This window comes from Flavobacterium sp. LAR06 (assembly GCF_041946075.1).
In the GTDB taxonomy this organism is placed as follows: domain Bacteria; phylum Bacteroidota; class Bacteroidia; order Flavobacteriales; family Flavobacteriaceae; genus Flavobacterium.
The window spans coordinates 1-19,092 of record NZ_JAUTYT010000024.1; the positions used below are offsets into that span (position 1 = coordinate 1).

The 19,092-nt window shown below is 39.4% G+C and carries 16 protein-coding genes and 1 pseudogene; 7 read left to right on the forward strand and 10 right to left on the reverse strand.

Annotated features, from left to right (window positions below; translation table 11 throughout):
* Positions 1-108: 108 nt before the first annotated feature.
* Complete coding sequence (locus tag Q7C23_RS22395; RefSeq protein ID WP_375034588.1) at positions 109-318, reverse strand: hypothetical protein; 210 nt, start codon at positions 316-318, stop codon at positions 109-111.
* Between the two features lie 999 nt (positions 319-1,317).
* On the opposite strand from Q7C23_RS22395, the pseudogene Q7C23_RS22400 reads away from it, so the two are divergent.
* A pseudogene (locus tag Q7C23_RS22400) lies at positions 1,318-1,497 on the forward strand (LodA/GoxA family CTQ-dependent oxidase); the annotation flags it as partial.
* An 858-nt stretch (positions 1,498-2,355) separates the two neighbouring features.
* On the forward strand, positions 2,356-3,477 hold the full coding sequence (locus Q7C23_RS22405; RefSeq protein WP_375034589.1) for a hypothetical protein: 1,122 nt from the start codon (positions 2,356-2,358) through the stop codon (positions 3,475-3,477).
* A 1,246-nt stretch (positions 3,478-4,723) separates the two neighbouring features.
* On the opposite strand, the gene mobC is transcribed toward Q7C23_RS22405, so the two are convergent.
* Genes mobC through Q7C23_RS22420 form a run of 3 tightly spaced genes read right to left on the reverse strand, consistent with a single transcriptional unit; the run spans position 4,724 to position 8,419 of the window.
* Positions 4,724-6,700 (reverse strand): conjugal transfer protein MobC, encoded by a 1,977-nt coding sequence (mobC, locus tag Q7C23_RS22410; RefSeq protein WP_375034590.1) that lies wholly within the window; start codon positions 6,698-6,700, stop codon positions 4,724-4,726.
* A 31-nt stretch (positions 6,701-6,731) separates the two neighbouring features.
* Positions 6,732-7,997: a relaxase/mobilization nuclease domain-containing protein gene (locus Q7C23_RS22415; protein ID WP_375034591.1), complete on the reverse strand. Its 1,266-nt coding sequence runs from the start codon at positions 7,995-7,997 to the stop codon at positions 6,732-6,734.
* Positions 7,982-8,419 (reverse strand): plasmid mobilization relaxosome protein MobC, encoded by a 438-nt coding sequence (locus Q7C23_RS22420; RefSeq protein WP_375034592.1) that lies wholly within the window; start codon positions 8,417-8,419, stop codon positions 7,982-7,984. Before Q7C23_RS22420 ends, Q7C23_RS22415 begins: the two co-directional genes overlap by 16 nt.
* A gap of 249 nt (positions 8,420-8,668) precedes the next feature.
* Between Q7C23_RS22420 and Q7C23_RS22425 the strand changes: the two genes are divergently transcribed.
* Positions 8,669-8,965, forward strand: a complete 297-nt coding sequence (locus tag Q7C23_RS22425) for a hypothetical protein (protein WP_375034593.1) — start codon at positions 8,669-8,671, stop codon at positions 8,963-8,965.
* A 202-nt stretch (positions 8,966-9,167) separates the two neighbouring features.
* Here the strand turns inward: Q7C23_RS22425 and Q7C23_RS22430 are convergent, their stop codons facing one another.
* Positions 9,168-9,638: a JAB domain-containing protein gene (locus tag Q7C23_RS22430; protein ID WP_375034613.1), complete on the reverse strand. Its 471-nt coding sequence runs from the start codon at positions 9,636-9,638 to the stop codon at positions 9,168-9,170.
* Between the two features lie 565 nt (positions 9,639-10,203).
* Between Q7C23_RS22430 and Q7C23_RS22435 the strand changes: the two genes are divergently transcribed.
* From Q7C23_RS22435 to Q7C23_RS22445, 3 genes are all read left to right on the forward strand, one after another.
* On the forward strand, positions 10,204-10,620 hold the full coding sequence (locus Q7C23_RS22435; protein WP_375034594.1) for a hypothetical protein: 417 nt from the start codon (positions 10,204-10,206) through the stop codon (positions 10,618-10,620).
* 877 nt (positions 10,621-11,497) lie between these two features.
* Positions 11,498-11,950, forward strand: coding sequence for a hypothetical protein (locus Q7C23_RS22440; RefSeq protein WP_375034595.1), 453 nt, complete (start codon positions 11,498-11,500; stop codon positions 11,948-11,950).
* A 239-nt stretch (positions 11,951-12,189) separates the two neighbouring features.
* A complete protein-coding gene (locus tag Q7C23_RS22445) occupies positions 12,190-13,077 on the forward strand; it encodes a bestrophin family protein (protein ID WP_375034596.1) in 888 nt (295 codons plus the stop codon).
* 422 nt (positions 13,078-13,499) lie between these two features.
* Here Q7C23_RS22445 and Q7C23_RS22450 read toward each other — a convergent pair whose 3' ends face one another.
* Positions 13,500-14,153, reverse strand: a complete 654-nt coding sequence (locus tag Q7C23_RS22450) for a nucleotidyl transferase AbiEii/AbiGii toxin family protein (protein WP_375034597.1) — start codon at positions 14,151-14,153, stop codon at positions 13,500-13,502.
* Positions 14,153-14,620 (reverse strand): transcriptional regulator, encoded by a 468-nt coding sequence (locus Q7C23_RS22455; RefSeq protein WP_375034598.1) that lies wholly within the window; start codon positions 14,618-14,620, stop codon positions 14,153-14,155. Before Q7C23_RS22455 ends, Q7C23_RS22450 begins: the two co-directional genes overlap by 1 nt.
* Positions 14,621-15,472: 852 nt before the next feature.
* Here Q7C23_RS22455 and Q7C23_RS22460 point away from each other — a divergent pair.
* Positions 15,473-15,709, forward strand: coding sequence for a hypothetical protein (locus tag Q7C23_RS22460; protein WP_375034599.1), 237 nt, complete (start codon positions 15,473-15,475; stop codon positions 15,707-15,709).
* 393 nt (positions 15,710-16,102) lie between these two features.
* Here the strand turns inward: Q7C23_RS22460 and Q7C23_RS22465 are convergent, their stop codons facing one another.
* From Q7C23_RS22465 to Q7C23_RS22475, 3 genes are read right to left on the reverse strand one after another with little or no spacing between them, the layout of a single operon-like run.
* On the reverse strand, positions 16,103-16,897 hold the full coding sequence (locus tag Q7C23_RS22465; protein WP_375034600.1) for a hypothetical protein: 795 nt from the start codon (positions 16,895-16,897) through the stop codon (positions 16,103-16,105).
* Between the two features lie 52 nt (positions 16,898-16,949).
* Entirely contained in the window at positions 16,950-17,957 is a 1,008-nt protein-coding gene (locus tag Q7C23_RS22470) for a hypothetical protein (protein WP_375034601.1), read from the reverse strand.
* 35 nt (positions 17,958-17,992) lie between these two features.
* Positions 17,993-18,775: a hypothetical protein gene (locus tag Q7C23_RS22475; protein WP_375034602.1), complete on the reverse strand. Its 783-nt coding sequence runs from the start codon at positions 18,773-18,775 to the stop codon at positions 17,993-17,995.
* Positions 18,776-19,092: the final 317 nt, after the last annotated feature.

The window sequence follows — 19,092 nt, forward strand, 5'->3', positions numbered from 1 at the left end:
ACTAACTAACTAACTAACTAACTAACTAACTAACTAACTAACTAACTAACTAACTAACTAACTAACTAACTAACTAATATTCTGTCACTACAGCGGGATTTGGACTAATTAATCCCATTCTTCGGCGGGACGAGCTTCTAAAAATAGCTTCAATGAAAGGTGTAAATAAACCCAGCATTGGATCGTAACATCATCCACAATCACGCCCCTAATCTTCATAAGTTCTTCAACATCCCGATAACTTAAAGTAAACCTAAGCTTAAAATATACTGCCTGCAGAATGATAGACTTTGGATAACAATGACCTTTGGTATTCATTTTTCGATGGGTTTGAAACTGATATAGATACCCATAAGAGCAATGAGCCTGAAAGCACCTCTGTAAAACCATAAAGCCCGAAAGGATAATCCCGCTCAAAAGGGAATTCTAAATTGGGAGCCCAGGCCGTGAGGAGTTTAAAGAAGATGAACGCACAAGGGACGCGTCGCGTCATGTCACACCCGCAATAGTAAACCTTGCCAGCGAAAATTTTAATGTAATGAAATTTCATGCTATAAAAACCGTTATCATAACATTTTTTTTTATAAAATCCTGGTATTAAGCTACTGCTTTAAACTGCAATTTATCCGGTAAAACCACATGAAACCATGGTACTGCAGCTCGTTTGGCACCAAATTAAGCCCTGCTTTCGGATTTGCCACCGAGCCAGCAAGCACGCGAAGTAATTTATCCCAAACACAAAACAGCTCTCCATCAGGCAAATAGCCAAAATCCGTTGCAGCAGCTGTTCTGCGATCGCTTTTTTTCTCTCCTGTTTGTGATCATAAACCCATCAGGGCAATAAATAACCCATTAATGATTCACTGCCATTAAATATATTGCAAAAGTATCAAAACCTTCTGTTAATAAACTGTAATTATTAATTACTTCAACTTCGTTTCTGGATAGTACCTTCTAAGATTGATTTTAGAGAATGTTTTTCCTTTTTCTGAAAAAACAGGTAATTATACCTAAAATTACTATCTACCAATTACTTAATTTCACAAAATAGTAAAACTACTATATTTATAGACTTTAAGCATTAAGTGACAACTAAAAATTTCTACTACGAACTTATCTATTCATCCTTCGGTTCGTGTTTCCAGACTGAGAAACAGTATCGAATCAAATTTTTGTCTATCACCAGACTCCATCGGTGAACCACCTTATAATGCCGATCTAAATGGTAATACCAGGTCCCAGTGTAAATTTTAAAGATCAATCAGACACTAATAAACGACAAGGACAAGTTTTACTAGCTATGATGATAAAAACAATGAAATTACAATCGACAGCCCTGGAATCAGCTCGATAGTATGGTACGTCCATCTTGCAAACAAGAAAGCTGCCTTGTACAGTTTTAATGAATTAGACGGTAATTTACTATTTCCTAATAATAGATATCGAGATAAGAAAACTCCCTTCAGAAATGCGGGACAAAAGACAGAAATTCATTAACTATAGATCCACAATGGAGAAAAATATCCAAAATTAATAAATCAATAGGATTTAATGCTAAGAATGTTCCATCAGACTATCCACGCAACTTCCCTCCGGAAAATGTAACTTATGGATTACCAATAAAAACATTAGGAGAATTAAAAAACAGACTTATACGAGTATTAGCTGAAAACTATAATTTTAAATTAAATGCAAATGTTATTTTTGGTCACTATTAAAATAGACGCAATTGGTTAGAAATGAAATAATTTTTAAAAAAAACATTCTCTTTTAGGTGATATTTTAGGCCTTTTTATATTTATATATTTAATACATTATTAATTAACTACCATATAATGTCATCTGCATATTGCCTGATACTATAAATATCCAATCTTGTTATAATTATGTCCTATAGGATGAAATAAATCGTTCAATACGTTATTAATTTGCACGTTAAACGCTAAAGTTCATCTTATGAAAAAAATATTCCTATGCCTAACTCTCGTCGGCACTGCTTTTTTTACTGCCTGTGGTGGCGATAATGATGCCCCAACTCCGCCAGCTGTGACAGCCGAAATTTTCCTGACAGCCGATGTGAAGATCATTGCACTCGGGCAAACCATAACACTAAATGTGACCAACTACCTAAAAGAGGACGTTACGGCAACGGCTGCTTTTTTTGCAGACAACACCCCTATTATCGGTGCTGCCTATACACCCACTGCTGTGGGAACCTATACCCTGCATGCCAAAAACGGGAACCTTGTAAGTAAAGAGATTACGGTTGTTGTAACCGAGGAACCTATCACTTCACTCACACTGACTGCCAGTGCTCCAATAATTACACTGGGAGAATCCATCACACTAAACGTGATGACCAACCTGACTCAGGATGTTACGCTAAGTGTTGCTCTTTTTGCCAATGATACCACCATTAGCAGTGTTTATACACCAACTATGGCGGGAACCTATACCCTTCGTGCCACCAGCGGAACACTGGAAAGTAATTCTGTTGTGGTTACCGTAAATGCAATGCCCGCTACATCGCTGACACTAACCGCCAATCATACAACTGTTGTGCTGGGACAATCCATAACACTAAACGCTATGAACAATCTGGCTCAGGATGTCACCCCAACGGCCACTTTTTTTGCCGATAATATTGCTATCACTGGCGGCGCTGTCTATACCCCAACTGCCGTGGGAACCTATACACTTCATGCTACAAACGAAAGTTTAAAAAGTAATACGGTTATGATTACTGTTATATTTGATCCTTCTACGAATGGAACAGCAAATGTATCAAACTATGTACCCGTGACAGTACCGATCTGTCCAGCGTTAAAAGCTGGAGATAATGGAAGTGGCGTTACTCAAACCCTAACAGCAACAGTCAATAAGACAGGTACTTATAATATTAGCGCAACAGCCAATGGGGTCATATTTAGCAGCAGCGGCACTTTTACAAATACAGGCTCCCAACCCGTTGTACTTACCGCAACAGGCACAGTAAGCAATTCAGGTGATCATATCTTTTCTCTAAATGTTACCCCCGGAGGAGTTTTTAGCATTTATTATATGAAGGATGATGAATTGTGTTTTAATGGAAAAATTTGGAAAGACAAAAATGTAGGTGCAACTCGTGTGGCAACCGCAGGTAATGACACTGAAGCATATGGTACTTACATGACTGTTTCGGAGAGATCATCTGCATGTCCGTCTGGATTCCGCATCCCGACATCTTCCGAAATTCTTGTTTTTCCAAACGTAAACGCTGCATACTTTAGCCCATTACGTCTACCCTTAACGGGTTCGACATACGATTGCCCAACAGGTACATGTGTCTTAAATGATCCTAAGCATTTCATCACCTTTGTCTATCGTAAAGATGAGTTTACTGACTTATTGAGCGTGCTAGGATTTGACTTTTATCCAAATGCAGCCGAAGAACCCGCAGATAAAGTGCGAGTGCCCGTTCGTTGCATTAAGAACTAGATTTATTGATCTTTTAGATGACGATTTTAGTTTTAAGAGTCATTTAAGCAACATCAAAACTGTGCAAAACTCATATTAAACCCCATTATTAATTCATCATTACGGTCAAAAAATATTTTTTTCCTTTTTTTTTATAAAGCTACCCCAGATTGCAAATTAATCTGGGGTTTATTTATAATTTTCTAAAAAACACAAAATTTTCTTCTTTCCTCCTTCCTTTTGACTTTTAACTATAACCCAGTGGTGGTAATTATTTTTAACACATAACAACAAATAGAAGCAATAAAATCTATATGTTTATGTGTTTAATAAAATTTTCATGAATTTTGAACAGCAAGTTTAAATTAACATCCATAAAGCCTAACACTATTATATTTTTTTCACGTACTAATCAACTCAATATCAAAGCCTTATAAAAATAATTAAACTTTACATGCTCAGGACCGGGTAGTTCTTTTTAAGATGTCCGATTACTTCAGAAGAACAATGCCTGTTTGTTAATTCAAATCTCGGTTGTCTTTCAATTTTCTTCTCAATACAACCAGATTGCTTATATGCGTTGAATAACCAACTCGCTTTTTAGTTCTGTCCTATATTTAAAGCCTTCCTCTGCCTTTCCGAAAGTTCCTCGGTACATACTACCTTATACCTCTATCATTGCTAACCAAAAAGCGTGTTAACGTGCCGATAATTGCGCGTACCATTCACACTTGGTTGCGCTGCGTGAGTATATTTTGTGATAGATAGACAAATATTGCACAATTGTTATTGTAAGCATCAACTAAAGAACGTTTCTCAGTATTGGCTTATAGTTCCTTCTGGCGTTCTTTTTGTTCCTGTTGAGCAATTTTTACTTCGAGTTCCTGTTGTTAAAAATATTCTATTCCCGTTGAAATATTATATTTTTTTCGGGTCGGTTCGGAAATACTGCCAAATCAATCAAAATCTTTCGTTTGTCCGTCGGGTCTTTTTTATTTGACCATGATTTAGATTTGCCTTGACGATATAAATAAGTTACCTTACTAAGACTTTGCATTAATACCGTAATTTACAACTTCATCCAATTTACATAGCTATTTCCCAGTACGGAAAAAAATGTTATAAATGCAGTTTAACTCATCTATTTTTAATTTAACTTTACCTAGCCCTACAATATAAAACCTGCAGCATCAAAAACACTGCAGACTATTTTGAATAAATACGCTGTTCCCTGAAAAAAGAATAAATTCCCTGCCAACAGCAAACCTCACTTCTTTACAATCAGATAAGACAGCGCCGGATCCTGCAATAGCCGCTGCATCTCGCTATAGATAATATCCTGCACATCGCGTCTGATCTGGCTGAAATTCTGCTGTATCATGGCATTATCGAGTTTTCTCACCGGCGGTATCTCCTTGTAGTTCTCCTCCTCTCTCCGCAGCGCCTCATGATCATTTACAATTTCGCAGTGGAAGGTCTTCAGACAGATCCTGCACTGGGGATCATCGGCTGTCATACCGACAAATTCCCCTGAGCTCAGCGAAGAAATCTTCGAAGGCGGCACGGCGGCTTCCAGTTGCCGGGACCGGCTGATGGACGTATCGGAGCTGTTAATGGATATACTCTCGCGGTCCTGCATGATTTTGCCGAAACGTTCCGAGAGCTGTTTGGCCGTATCCCCTGTCACCTGACCCGAGATAACATTTCCCGTAATGTTCATAATCACATCGGCCTGCTCGCGTCCGTAATCTTTTCGCAGCTGGCTAAAATCCTGCACCCCCAGGCAGGTGCTTACCTTATTGCTTCTGGCCGTGGCAATAAGGCTGTCCATATTATTGAGATAGATGGTGGGGAACTCATCAAAAATAAGGCTCGATTTGAGCTTTCCTTTTTTATTGACCAGTTTCACCAGCCGGTTCACATACAGCGATAGTACCGCTCCGTAAATCTGTATTTTCTGCGGGTTGTTACCCATGCAGATAATCTTGGGCTCCAAAGGATTATTGATATCCAGGGTAAAATCATTGCCCGAGAGCACGTAATACAATTGCGGGGAGGACAGCCTGGCCATGGCTACCTTGGCAGAAGCTATTTGTCCTTCCAGCTGCTCCATGGCATCATTGAGGTAGGCATTGATAAAAGGGTTGATAAGCACCTCGATTTCCCTGTCGGTGCGCAGCAGCGTAAAGAGACTGTCATAGTCAGCCTGCATGAGTTCAATCACATGTGGCAGGGTGCAGAATTCCCCGTCCTTGTAGCGTCTGAGATACCAGATGACAGCCGATAAAAAATTGATCGGCGACTCCACAAAAAAGTCTCCCTGGCGTTTGATCCATTCGCGGTTAAGTCCCATCAATATGGTTCTGGCGGACTCCGAGGCATCGGTGATGTCTTCCATGCTCAGCGGATCCAGCGGATTGCAGCGGTGCATAATGTTATCGAAATTAATAAAGTAACATTTGGGCTCAACGGCATACACCTGCTTGTATTTTTCAAAGGTATTGTAGACGATTTTGGAAAGGTCATCGTATTTAAAATCATACACAAACATGCTGAAGCCTTTGGCAATGTGCTGGGTAATGACATGCCGGATGACAAAGTAGGATTTACCCGAACCCGGCGTGCCCAAAACGAGAAGGCCGCGAAACGGATTGATGATATTAATCCAGCTTTTGCGCAATTTATTTTTTAAATAATACTGCGCCGGCAGGTTAATGGAATATTCATTTTCCAAAAGGCGTTCTTCCTGGGGAAAGGTTTCATTCTCACTGTTAAAAATATCTGCGGCAGACAGCCTGCTTCGGATGAGCCGCGAGAGCAGTGTCCCCCCTGAAAGCACCAGCATAAAGCCAGTCGAACTCGCCAGCATATAAGCAACTGCAGCATATTGCAACGCATCGGCAAACACCAGCAACAGCCCGCTTAAAAAATACAGCAGCAGTCCCAAAACCATCCGACCAAGTGCCGTCTTACACTGCAGTTTTTCATCCTTTTTTCCCTTTGCTCCAAGCAGTGAAATCAAAAGCAGTCCAAGGGCCGCGAACTTTGAAATATAAAAATTCCCAAAGAGTCCGGTCCTGTACACCGTCCCCAGGATTTTGTCTCCCAGGGGACCCGTAAGATTCAATACCTTAAAAGCTTCATAACAGTAATAGTAAAAATGCCCAAGCAGCAAAAGGATGCTGATGAGCCTTGTCATATCGAGTATTTTTCTCAGTGCCTGTTCGTTCTCTCCTGTCTGCATAGCGCTTGAATTTTAATTATTTTTTTTGAAATTAATTCCTGTCTGCAGGCCCTTTTCTTCTGCTTTTCCTGCGCCTTTTTTTAAATCTTCCGGAAACATAATCTCCCTGCCATTCGGGCTTGAATAGTTCCTCAAGCACCTTCACCGCACTGCCCTCTGAAGTACTTTCCCAAGCGGTTTGTTTCTGTTCCTGAGAAGCCGTATGCAGGACTATTCCATCCCCTGAAACCTCTCCTTCTTTGGCAGTAGTACCGCAGCGTTCGACCATCCCTTTGGCGCTGTATTTTTTCCCCAGCGCACTGCCGTTCAAAACACATTTGACGAGATGATCCACATAGGTTATGCCGTAAAGCTGTCCCGCAGGACTTTTTCGCAGCACCACATCGATACCTTCTTTGTGCAGCACGGAAACCAGCTTTTCCAAATCCACGTCCCGCCGCAGCAAAGCGCCGTCCACAGCGCTTCTTATCCTGTTCTTTTCAAATACCTTTTCCGTGCTGCTCAGCATATAGCGGCGCTCTAAAAAAGCAAGGGTGGGCTTCATCGCAAAATCACTTGCCTTTATAGGAACTCCCGTGGGTTTTCCGTCCTTGTCCAGGATGCGGTACACCAGTCCGCCGGTCCTGAAAATCCTCGACTCTTCACTCCCCCTGTCCGCCCTTATATTGTAGAGCCCCAGCACTGCATTGAGCTCTGAAAGCGAGCTGTATTTATAAGTAAAAAGCACAGAATTAAGCACCCCTGACACGGCTTTTTTAGACTCGGATCTGCCATATAAAACCCTGCCCGCCCAGGCAGGTTTTATAAATGGAATCTCTTCGGCTCCCCTGCCCTGCGCCGGGACCAGACCGAACTGTTTTTCGATTTCTTTTCTGGCTTTTTCAGACTGGTTTTTCCCGATGTTCTGCATGTCGATCCGCGATCCGTCTTCCCTGACTTTTATGGACACCAGATGAATGTGCGGATGGCCTGCATCATCATGCCGGTACACCAGATAAGGCTGCTGCCCGAAGCCTATTTTTTCCATATACGCGCCGGCTATGCGCAGCAGCTTTTCGGTGGAATAATTCTCAGAGGGATGAAAGTTTAAAGAGATGTGCACGCTGTTTCTTTTTACATTGCCGTTCAGCGCATTCTGATGCAGCAGCCTGCCGAGTTTCATAGCCTGGTTCAGGTCTGCTGCGGCAGCCGGATAATTGCCTTCCCCGATGCACTGGGCCACGCCCTCTTTCACTTTGTTTTCGTTGTAGCTCAATACGCTCCGCACCGAATGTCCCGTCTTTATGACTGCAACCATTTCCGAGTAATTTTCCATGTCATTTCCCGGATCTGCTCCACCTGGGACAGCAGCCTTTCGCGCTGTGCTGCGGTGCTTACAATCCATTGCCTGAACTCGGGGATCTGCTGCAGGGTATGCAGTTTTTTAACGCTCTGGTTAAAGTTATTTCCAAGAGCCGTGAGCTCCTTTCTCAGGCGGATGTATTCGAGCATAAATTCGTCAAGCGATGCATCCCTGCGCCTGACCGTTACAGGCTTATTTAAAAGGCAGTTTCTGAGGTATTCGCTCATCTGCCTGCAGGTTGTTGCTTTGAATCTTCTTTCCAGCACCGCATATTCGGCTGTGGTAAAGCGCACCGCCGCAATGCGCGTTCTGTTTACAACTTCTTTTCCCATCTTCTCTCCTTTTCCTTTTTTTAATTCTTTTCCTTGAGGTTTCACTGCCCGCGAGTTCCGAGGTGGGGCAGCCAGATTCGTTTGTTTAACAAACGGACATCTGGCCGACTGCAGGAACGGGGCAGTCCTGCTGCATCTGAATTACCATTAGCATAAAGTCCATTTTAATCTTGCTGACAACGAAATTATAAAACACCGATCATTCCATCCTATCGGGACCATATTTTGAAGGGGGTGTTTTCAGGGCTTCTGCCTATCTTTGAATGATCCCATTATTAATTTAAAAACGTGAGAATGATGCTGACAGAAAATGATGTCGCCCAGGTTTTTGATACCATACTGAGTATCCCGGGCATGAATGAACCAGTGAAGATTGATCTGAAAATTTCACGAAAAAATGTGCTGCTGCTCCATCATGTAATTGAGCGGGGCCTGACTGAAAATCAAAGCAGCCTATCGGTGCTGCTGCAGGGCAGCGGCCAGGAAAATATTACCGAATTAAAACAGCTTTCTGCTGACTGTCTGGCAAGGGCAGGCCTTGCGGAATTCAATGAAAAACTGGCCGGACTGGGCGCCGCAAAGAAACAGTAAAAAACCAAAAAAAAAAAACACCGTCGGCATGAAGTCCCGGCGGTGTTTTTTGTTTCGTATCAGGCTGCCGGCATCAGGTTGAAAGTTACCACAATAAACAGCCAAAAGCTTACCTACCTGCGACACTTTTACAGCATTCCAAGCTCTGCCTCACGGAGCAACAGCAACGCTCCGGCTTAAAGAAAAAAAATTAAAAAAGGCGCTATAAGGCGCCTTCATCTGCAAAGGAATAATAGCTCTCGGTGGTAAGGATCAGGTGATCCAGCAGCCTGATATCCAGCAGCATTCCGGCCTGCGCTATCTTTCTGGTGATCAGCCTGTCGGGTTCTGAGGGAACCATGCCCCCTGAAGGATGATTGTGGGCAATAATGATTCCTACTGCGCGGGCTTTAAGGGCAGCGGCAAACAAAAACCGGATATCTACCACTGTTCCTGTCATGCCTCCTGAGGAAGCTTCGTAGAGGCCGAGAACCTGATTGGCCTGGCTCATAAGCAGTACTTTAAACTCTTCCAGAAGCTCCATTTTACCTGGCTCCCAACAGTCCTTCAGAAGACTATAGGCACAGCGCGAGGAAGAGATATGAGGTCTCTGGGAACTCTTTACTTTTGTTTTATAAATCAGATCGATTTCTGATACGATTTTCCAATTGTGGTTTGCTGCAGTTTTCATGATGCTAAATATTTAAGATTAATTTTAGCACCGCCCACGGGCAGAAGCAAGCAAGCGCAGAAAGCAACGCAATAAAGCAGGACGGACGTCCTGCATTTATGGGGGAATTTTTTGCAGCGCCCCGCCGCGCTTTGCCCGACCTTTGTGATAGAATTAAACGGTATTTACATCCGCGCTGCACCTGTATAGGAAGACCGAAAGTATCAGATAAAAAGCAGGCATAACGGCATAGCCGTCATTATAAATGCGCGTGTAAACCAGCAGACATCTGGCTGACTGAACAGTAATGAAAACCGTACGAATAAACAGTAAAAAAATAAAGATAAGACCTCTGCAGGCATTGCCTGATATGTTGTTTTAAAACTTCTACATATAACAGGCATTGGCCTGCCTGATTACCTGATAGCTATTTTATAAATGAAAGTCATTATTCTGTAAAAAAAGTGCGGCTATCCTCTTTACTTTTGACAAGGAACAAAGGACAACCCGGACAAGCACGGCAATACCGGCAAACTTACCCCGAGACACTCCTTTAAAAAAAACGACAGTAATAATTTAATAAAATAAAATGGCAAATTCAAATACACCGGAAAATCACCCTGGCGATGACAGGAATTTTCACAACACAGACCCAAACCCCAAAAGCGCAGGTCCCAACGGCAACCCCTATGATTCAGAGAACCTTGACCAGGAATCGGAGACTGAATCTAAAGATATAACCGAACAGGATATTGAAAAGCACCTTATAGATAATGACCCTTCTGAAGGGTTTGAAACGGATATGGATATCCAAAAGAGCAATGAGGCTGAAAGCGGCCCTTTTGAAACCATTGAACCCAAAAAGGATAATCCGGTAAACAGGGAATTCGAAATTGGGCAGCTTGGCCGTGAGCAGCTTAAAGAAGATGAACGCACCAGGGATGAAACCAGTAATGGCGAAACCCGCAATAATAAGCCTGCCTTCCCAGCGAAAATTTTAATGTAGCCTGATGTAATACCATTTTCCATTCACAATACGTCGCAGGTAATGACTGATAACAGGTACTATTAAGCACCTAAACATAAGGAGATTAAGCTGCTAAAAGCTGTAAGTTTAATCCTTTTTTTTTAACTCTACTGCTCTTCCTCTTCTTAAGAGGTTGATGGTCTGCCGTGGCAGCCATTATCAGCTATTAATTTAAATATTATAATTCACAAACAAAACTATCATACTTACCAAAAGGACCAGCAGGTATTACACACGTAATGCCATCCACTGCATACCGTATATGGTTAATTCAAATCAATTTAAAAATGAATTTAGAGACGTCAAGAATTTATGATATAATATAGATAAATTATGCAAACCTTTCGTCGCTTGTCAGTGTAGTTTTGAAAATAGACAAGCTTAAAAAAGTAGATCAAAAATGCACCGATCCGGGTCCTTTTTTAGCAGATCTATTTAAAAGCAGTTATTATCGAAACATCTCGAATACTTCTTATAGAAACCCTGTAACTGCTTGTGTCGGATACGGCATGAGCTATTCATTTATTTTACCCTCACTTTATTGCGTTACTTTTGCAATTACTATCCGCTCTGCCTGTCGCACTATAATTAATCTTAAATCCTGAAATATAAAAACTACAGCACACGGCAGATCGGACCATCGTTTCAGAAATTGAACACATATAAAAATCAAAAAGTAAAAACATTCCGCAGAACTTTGATACTAACAAACAGTGCTTTAAAAAAGTCTTATTTTGATTTTTTATTGTCTTAATTGATTCTTATAATCAAAGCAGCCAATCTACCTTTGCAAGGTTTATTAAACATATCCTGACCAGATAAAAGAAAAAAAACAGTACAAACCTAAATAAACAATATGAAGAAAAGTAGATTTTTAGTGCGCGACAAAAAAAATATTTTCATAAAAATGTTTAAAAGAAAATTTAATGTTCAATTCGAGTTTATAGCCGATCATACCTTTGGTGATGATCACAACAAACAGCAAAATTTTGATGGCTATATAATAGCTGTTTATAGTAAAAATGAATTATTAAAACTCTTAGGCTCAACTAAAGAGAAACAAGCTCTAATTATATGTTTATTTAATACAGAAATCAGCACTGATATGATTTTCCTTGAGGAAATTGATAATGTACTGCTTCTGGACTCATTTAAAACAAAAGCAGAGATCATAAAAGATTTACAAACACATCTTCATAACAGATGTAATTCCGCTCAGCAAAAAGACATATTAGCTCGCGCATCACCTATATACAAATATGATTTTAATAATATCCTTAAAGGGTTGATTTTCCTTAATCAATACTAAAGTATTTTGTTTATAGCGGAATTAAGAAAATACGGTAATTGCCTCTGAGGTCCGCAATGTCTTGAACCGGCATCACAATGTTGCTTTCAATGCCAAAATACTCTTACGGTGTTTTGTTAATAGTTTCTTACCTCTTCAACTTCTTATTTTTATATAACTGGGTAATGGGCAAAAGCTGACATAATCAATATAAAAAATCTATACATTAATCTCATACAAAAGATAAAACACTAAAAATCATGTTAGTTAAAAACAATCATAAAGCCATTTTTTTCTTTTTAAAACATATCTGGATCGATATCCTTCTTATTATTATATACGCATCCATTATAACCACTATTGACCTGTTTACCTATCTGCAAATGATCACAATTCCTCTATCAGTAACAACCGTTACAGGTACCATTGTCGCATTGCTTTTAGCGTTTAGAACCGCACAATCCTATGACCGCTGGTGGGAAGCACGTAAGGTATGGGGAGAAATCGTAAATGATTCCAGAACACTCATAAGACAGGTTAAACAATTTTTGCCTGATCAGGGTTCCGATGATAGTATATCTGATTTTGCACACAGACAGATCATTTGGTGTCATGCGTTGTCCGAAAGCCTTCGTAAACAGCCCTTTTCGTCTAAAGTTCAATCCTATCTGGATTCTAAAAATATCAAAGCAAATAACATTCCCTCTAAACTTTTAAGTAAACATTCGGAACATTTAAAACAAGCATCTAAAAGTTTAGGACTTGATTCAATTAAACAAACTCAGATAGACAGTACCTTAAGCCGCCTGACTGATTCCATGGGAAAATGTGAACGAATAAAAAACACAGTTTTCCCAAGATCTTACAGCTCTTTAATACATGTTTTAATATATGTACTAGCCTCACTACTGCCCTTTGGATTAGAAGATATTTTTCCTTTTACTGAAATTGCAATTGCCATTATCATTCCGGTAATTTTACTTGCCGTAGAAGAAACAGCTATAATCATGCAGGATCCATTTGAAAACAAACCTACCGATATCCCTATGACCGCGCTTTCCAATACCATTGAAAATAATATTATGGAAATTATAACTGATCAAAAGACCGAAGTAACTGCAAATCCAAACAGGTTTTATATCAATTAAAAATACTAAAATCATACTATGAAATTTATTTAAAGTAATAAGTCTCATAGTATCTTCCAATATTTCAGCAATGCTTCAACTTGTGCCGTTTTTCATATTTTTTTTCCAATATTAAACACTAAAAACAAAACAAACAAGATTGAGATCGCTCATTTATCCTCAGGAAGTTACTTCTGTAACTGAAAATTTAGGTATTTCACCAAGAAAGGAAATGGACGGTCATATATACCCCGTATAAAGACAGCAATGGACCCTCATTAAACAGGACAGGATTAACAATGACAGTCTATATTTTGAATCGACGTTTAACCCGAATATATTGCCGAAATTCATATTAAAACCTTAATGCAAAAATGACTTCTCATCAATGCAGCATTGAAATTCAAAGGAATTGGACCAATGAAATTAACTCAAGAAATCAATCACTTACAATTTAATAAACTTATTAATTCAATAATATCAAGCTTAATTAACTCCCAGTGTCTTCCCCGTAGGCATAAAGGATCAAAATCATCATCTGCCTGGTTAAAGTCAGTGAATTTTTCCATAAGTAGTTCCCTCTCATGCGTATAAGGATATCTTCTATGGTGCAGGGCAAACATTTCCTCAATTGAAAAATCATCCCTAAGACGGTCAATATCCCAGAAATCTTTTTTTCTTCCACCTCTTTGCACTACATCTAGTTTAATAGCCGTAATCTCTGCCTTGCTGGCCAGCCTGAGATTCCCATATTGCTGAACCTCATCAATAAAAGGATCGGTGTAATAAACATCGAGTTTCACACTCTCATCGCCACTGCGCCCCACAAAATACGATTTTCCCATTCCAATGGGCTTGATATCTATGGAATCCACATAGAAATAATGAGCTTTCAGGTAATCATCAATCATCCTGAAGTCCAAGCTCCCATAATCTGCATCACTGAAAAGGTCAATATCCACAGACATTCTGTGTCCGTAGTAAAGACTCAGGGCAGTTCCCCCCACCAAACGAAAAGATGCAAATTCTTCTGCCTGCATAAGATCCTCCAAAATACTTTTCAGAAGCGGGGTAACGGTATTAAAATGTAATGGCATTACTTATTATTTAAAATAGTATCAATAGTCTCTTTGGTATAAAAACGGGTAATCTCCTGTTTTTCCTGCTCGTTTCCGCGTTCAAAAATCCTTTGGATTACAGCCTTTTTTTGTTTCTGCCAGTCTATTTTTTCGATATCGGTATCCCAGAACAAAACAGGCCGCAGCAATTTTAAATCCGGACTATTTTTCTTTAGTTTATTGTATTCTTTTTTCTTCTCCTGGGCTATATCATAATATACCTGCAGTACCATAAAATAACCTTCCTCCATTTTTAGTTTTTTTTCGATCTTAAGTGCCAGGGGAGTATTCATTCTGCGCTTGCCTTTTGTGATGGCCGTAAGGGTTTGCGGAAATTCCCCGACAGAAATGGCAAACCGTCCCTTGCCCAGCTTACGTTTTTGAAGCTCACGCTCCAGTACATAGCCCGGATGAATTCCCTTAATAGCATCTGGTATTGTTTTCATAATACAAAAATAAACAATTTTGTTTACAAATTAATATTAAAAATGCGATGGTGCGAAATGAAATTCAAAAAGATTTTCATTTCATTCAAAACGGGTTAAAGGGGCAACCAAGATAGCGCCCTTCGTCACCTGCATGCGCATAACGGCCCTTAGCCGCCCTTCGGGATTTACAGCACGCCGGCTTCCATATTCGGACACTTTACTTGTGCTTTCTTTTTTCCCGTTTTTCTTCTGAAAATAATTTTTGACACGCAGAAGAAAGAAATTTAAAAAATCAGTAATCACTAAAATTTAGAATCATGGAAATCACATGACGAATTGTAAAAGATGCCACCGTGCATAAATTTCAAATGACAGGCAGGTAGTTAATTTCTCTATCGCCATAAATGACAGCTACAAGCCAAAAGGCAGTATCCAGTACAAAGAATTGTAACCTACATCGACTGCTGCTATTGGCTGAGCAGCAAATCAGCTGACTATCAAAAAAAGGTGCGTTGGTTCAGCTTTTTGGCCGGTAGGTCTAAACGTCTACTCGACCACTGACGAAAGCCTTTGGGCAGTTTGACTTTTCATACCAGCAATCTTAAGATTTTGTTTTTTGCCAAAAAAGCACAAACACCTGAAATCGCTTCAAACCCGAAAACACAGCAAAACGGCAAGGATGAACCTGAAGACCTGCCATTTTAAATCTGATAAGCAATTTTAAATAGCAACGCCAAAAAATCAATAGTTATAGAAAGCCTTAAAAAAAATCAAGTTACAGAGAGTACGCCATAAGCACAGAGTTCGACGTAATAATTTTAGCCAACATAGAGTTATGGCCGCACAAAGAAAGAACAGCTTAAAACATTCTTGGAAAATTTACAGCATGGCGGCTGTATAAACGGTATGACAGGGCAATTGATCCATCACTCCGACTGCAAAGAATTTTACCTCAATCATCCTGATGATATTGAAGATATCAGAAAAGATTTAGAAGACTCAATTGAGAAACCAATTGCAGAGCGATATGAAAGCCCCACTACACTTTTATGCGTTGGCTCTGTTTTTGAGCAGTACTGTTTTGACATCTACCGAAACAATTTTTAACAAACCCTTAGCAATTTAATTTGAATTCTTAGACGTATCAATCCTTATATTGGCCGGAATGAAAAGGTCGTTTCGCCCAAGATCCTGATTATGCCAAACAAAATTTGTTCTTAAACATTTTGTGAAAGGTTTCAATGTCCTGAAACCAGCTGGCCCGATAAGCTGATTTTTATCGGCACAGTCTTAATAAAAACTTCTGTCCCTTTGACAGAGCACCAATTCTTTTTGCTTATCCACTGGCAGCCTCCCCTTTTGAATGTATAATGCAAACGAAATTACGATTTTTCATAATTTTAAATTTTCGTTAATGAATCTTCTGATATAAATTTTACTTTCCATTTCTTTCTAAAGACAGCATCCATTATAACTTTTCCAAGTACTAATACAATGCAATTAAAGACTAAATCCAAATCGCACAACCGGGCCAAATGTGTCCATCTTGTACATAAATCGATCTTCGCCGTTTCCTTTATCGTAATCCATTCCAATTATCCTATAACCACCTGTAATCTGAAACAGTTTCGAGAATCTGTATCCTACATATGCCTGCAACTGCCATGCAAAATCAGATCCGATTCCAAATCCGCCAATATCTCCACGAAACTGGTAAAGAAAATTAGTAGAAGGGTCACTTTTAAAACGAACCACCAGTATGGGATCAACCCAGGTTTCCACAGCTGATTTGCTAATTGTAGTGCTCCCTCCAACTGTATTTCGAATTAAGTCAATTCCTATAGCCATGCTATTTAATCTCAAACCAATACCAGCATCTAGCCGGGGCAGCACTCTTCGCATTGCGGTAAGTTCCCAGGCAAGTTGTTTGGCTTCAATTTCCCCGCTTTGTATTATTGCCCCTGATTTGACTCCTTGTTTTAGATTCATATAAAGCAAATCCGATGAAAATGACCAGCGATCATCAGAAGCTTCAAAATACAGCATTGCCCCCATATTAAGCTGATCGAAAATATCACCTGGGTTTGCATCGACCTGCACTTCGGGCAAGGTGGATACCGCTGTAGTCCCGTTAATATTTGGAAACATTACATAGGGATCTAATAAAAAATTCCATTTGTTTTGCAGACCCTCAGTTTGTTTTGAAATACTTTGCTGTGCTATTCCATTTGCGGTAAGAAATATTATAATTAAAAATAGAAATTGCTTAAATATAAAGGTGCAATCCGTTTTCATAATGTTGATTTAAATTAATTAGTATTTGTTATGATTTCGGCTCAGAATTTTATCATCTTCTCGCTCCTGCCCTGCTTCTGCTTGTACTTTGAGGCACTTTACGAGTTGTTGACCCGTTATTTACTTTGCCGGCCTGCGAGCTTGCCTGGGACTGTTTGGTTTTTGCAGAAGTCGTATTTGCTTTTGCAGAAGTCGTATTTGCTTTATTTGTGGTTGGTACAGAAGAGGGGCGTGATATGTTTTGATTACTACTTGCCGTATTATATTTTCCGCTAGCAGCATTATGGTTGACCGTTGTGGATTTCATTTTAGTTTTGTTGTAATTATTGTAGACATTATTGTTTTGTATTACCACAGTATTTCCTCCATGATAATAATGCCCCCCGTAATAAGCTGTATGATGATAATAGGTGTTATGACGGTAAACTCCCACTGCCATTACAGCAAATGCAGTGAAATAAGGAGGATAGAATCCATAATGATAAGGCGGATAATAGGGTACATAAACCGGCGAATAAACATATTGAACGATTGGAACTGTTTCAACTATAACAACCGTAGTGGCAGGAGCACTTACAGCTGCAGGTTCAGGCCCTTTGTAGGCCGGATTTGCAGTTATTGAAGGCGTGGCGGTTTTGGCGGGTTCTATTACATAATTTTTCCCGTACAAATCCTGGTCACCCACAATCTGCAATGTCATCTTGCCATTTTTATCTTTATCTACAATAATGACTGCGATATCCTGTGTCTCTGTTTTACTCACAGCCGTATTAAGTATAAATGTAAAAGACTCCCCTACTTTTTTGGTGTCTATTTTTATAAAGTCAACTTTTTTGTCAAGATTCAAATCCAGATTATTGATTCCGGTTTTTTGTTCATTTAGTGATTTTTCAAATTCTTCTACAGTTTTTGATTTTTGAAACAAAGTCAGTACAGCATACAAATCCAGGTTATCGCCAGGCAAACCAAGTTCTTTGGCTTCCTTTTCAGACTGAGAAAAGACGCATTGGCCCAACAAGCTTATTGCTACGACCCAATAGAGCGAAAATATTTTTTTCATAATGTTATATCTTTATTATTAAACTAAAATCCTTTTTACCTTTGACTCAGCTCCTTGTACAGAGTTAAAATTGGTGTTTGATTTAATCTTATTAGTCCTGTCTCAGGATTGTCCAGAGCCAAAATCAAAAACATCACCGATGCGAAAATAACCGATATAAAAACAGCCAGGATATGGTGCCTTCTGCCAGAAATACCAAACTGAAAGCCCAGAAGAAACATAGAGGCGCAGGTCACTAAGAACAACACCCAAAGAATTGCAACAGGCATACGATATTCAAAAGTGAAGGTTACCCGTTTATGATAAATCTCAATAAGTTCACTTATAGAGGCTGTGTATAACGAATATGCTTCAGAACTTCGGTCCTTAGAGGCTAATGCTTCCGAATAATTCCAAAGCGAATCCAATATGGTTTGCGATCGCATTTTTAACTTATCTAATCGCTCTGGTGAAGTGTCTTTTATTAATGCTACTCTTATATCAGTATATTCCAGTAATAGATTCCTTGAGGCCGCTTTATAATTTTGTGGAATTAATCCAGACTGTAAGTAAGCTGTCCTGATTGTCGTGACTTCATTCAGTAAAAGCTCTTTCCTGCTGCTGTAGCGGTTATCCACAATCTGAAAAGTAAAAGCCAGCATAAAAGCTAACAAACCCAGTGATGCCGCAACTACTGAACCTACCGGAGACTCATTTACTTTTCCCGTCCTTTTTTTTGTGTACAAGCCACAGCGTTGCCCTGCAACTATAGGCAGAAGCACGCAAACAAATGGGAATACAAACATCCCAGTTATAAATAACAAACTATTATCTGGCATTTCAATGTATATTAAATTTGGAAATTTTAATGTCCACAGTTAAAATATTCAATTGGAATTTTACCTTTTCAATTATTCCTATTGCAAAGTTCCACTAGTAATCTGGCAATTCTATATTGTATAACAACATACAATTAAACAAGCTGAATTATGATTTTCAAAATGAGTTTATAATTTGGTTTGGTCCCGTACAGTTAATAACGTACAAAAAAAAGATAACCATAGAAAAGATTTAGAATTATATTTCTTAATTCAAAGTTTATATGGTATTGGAGATTAATAAAATTTTGCAAATACAAAAGGGCAATGACAATATT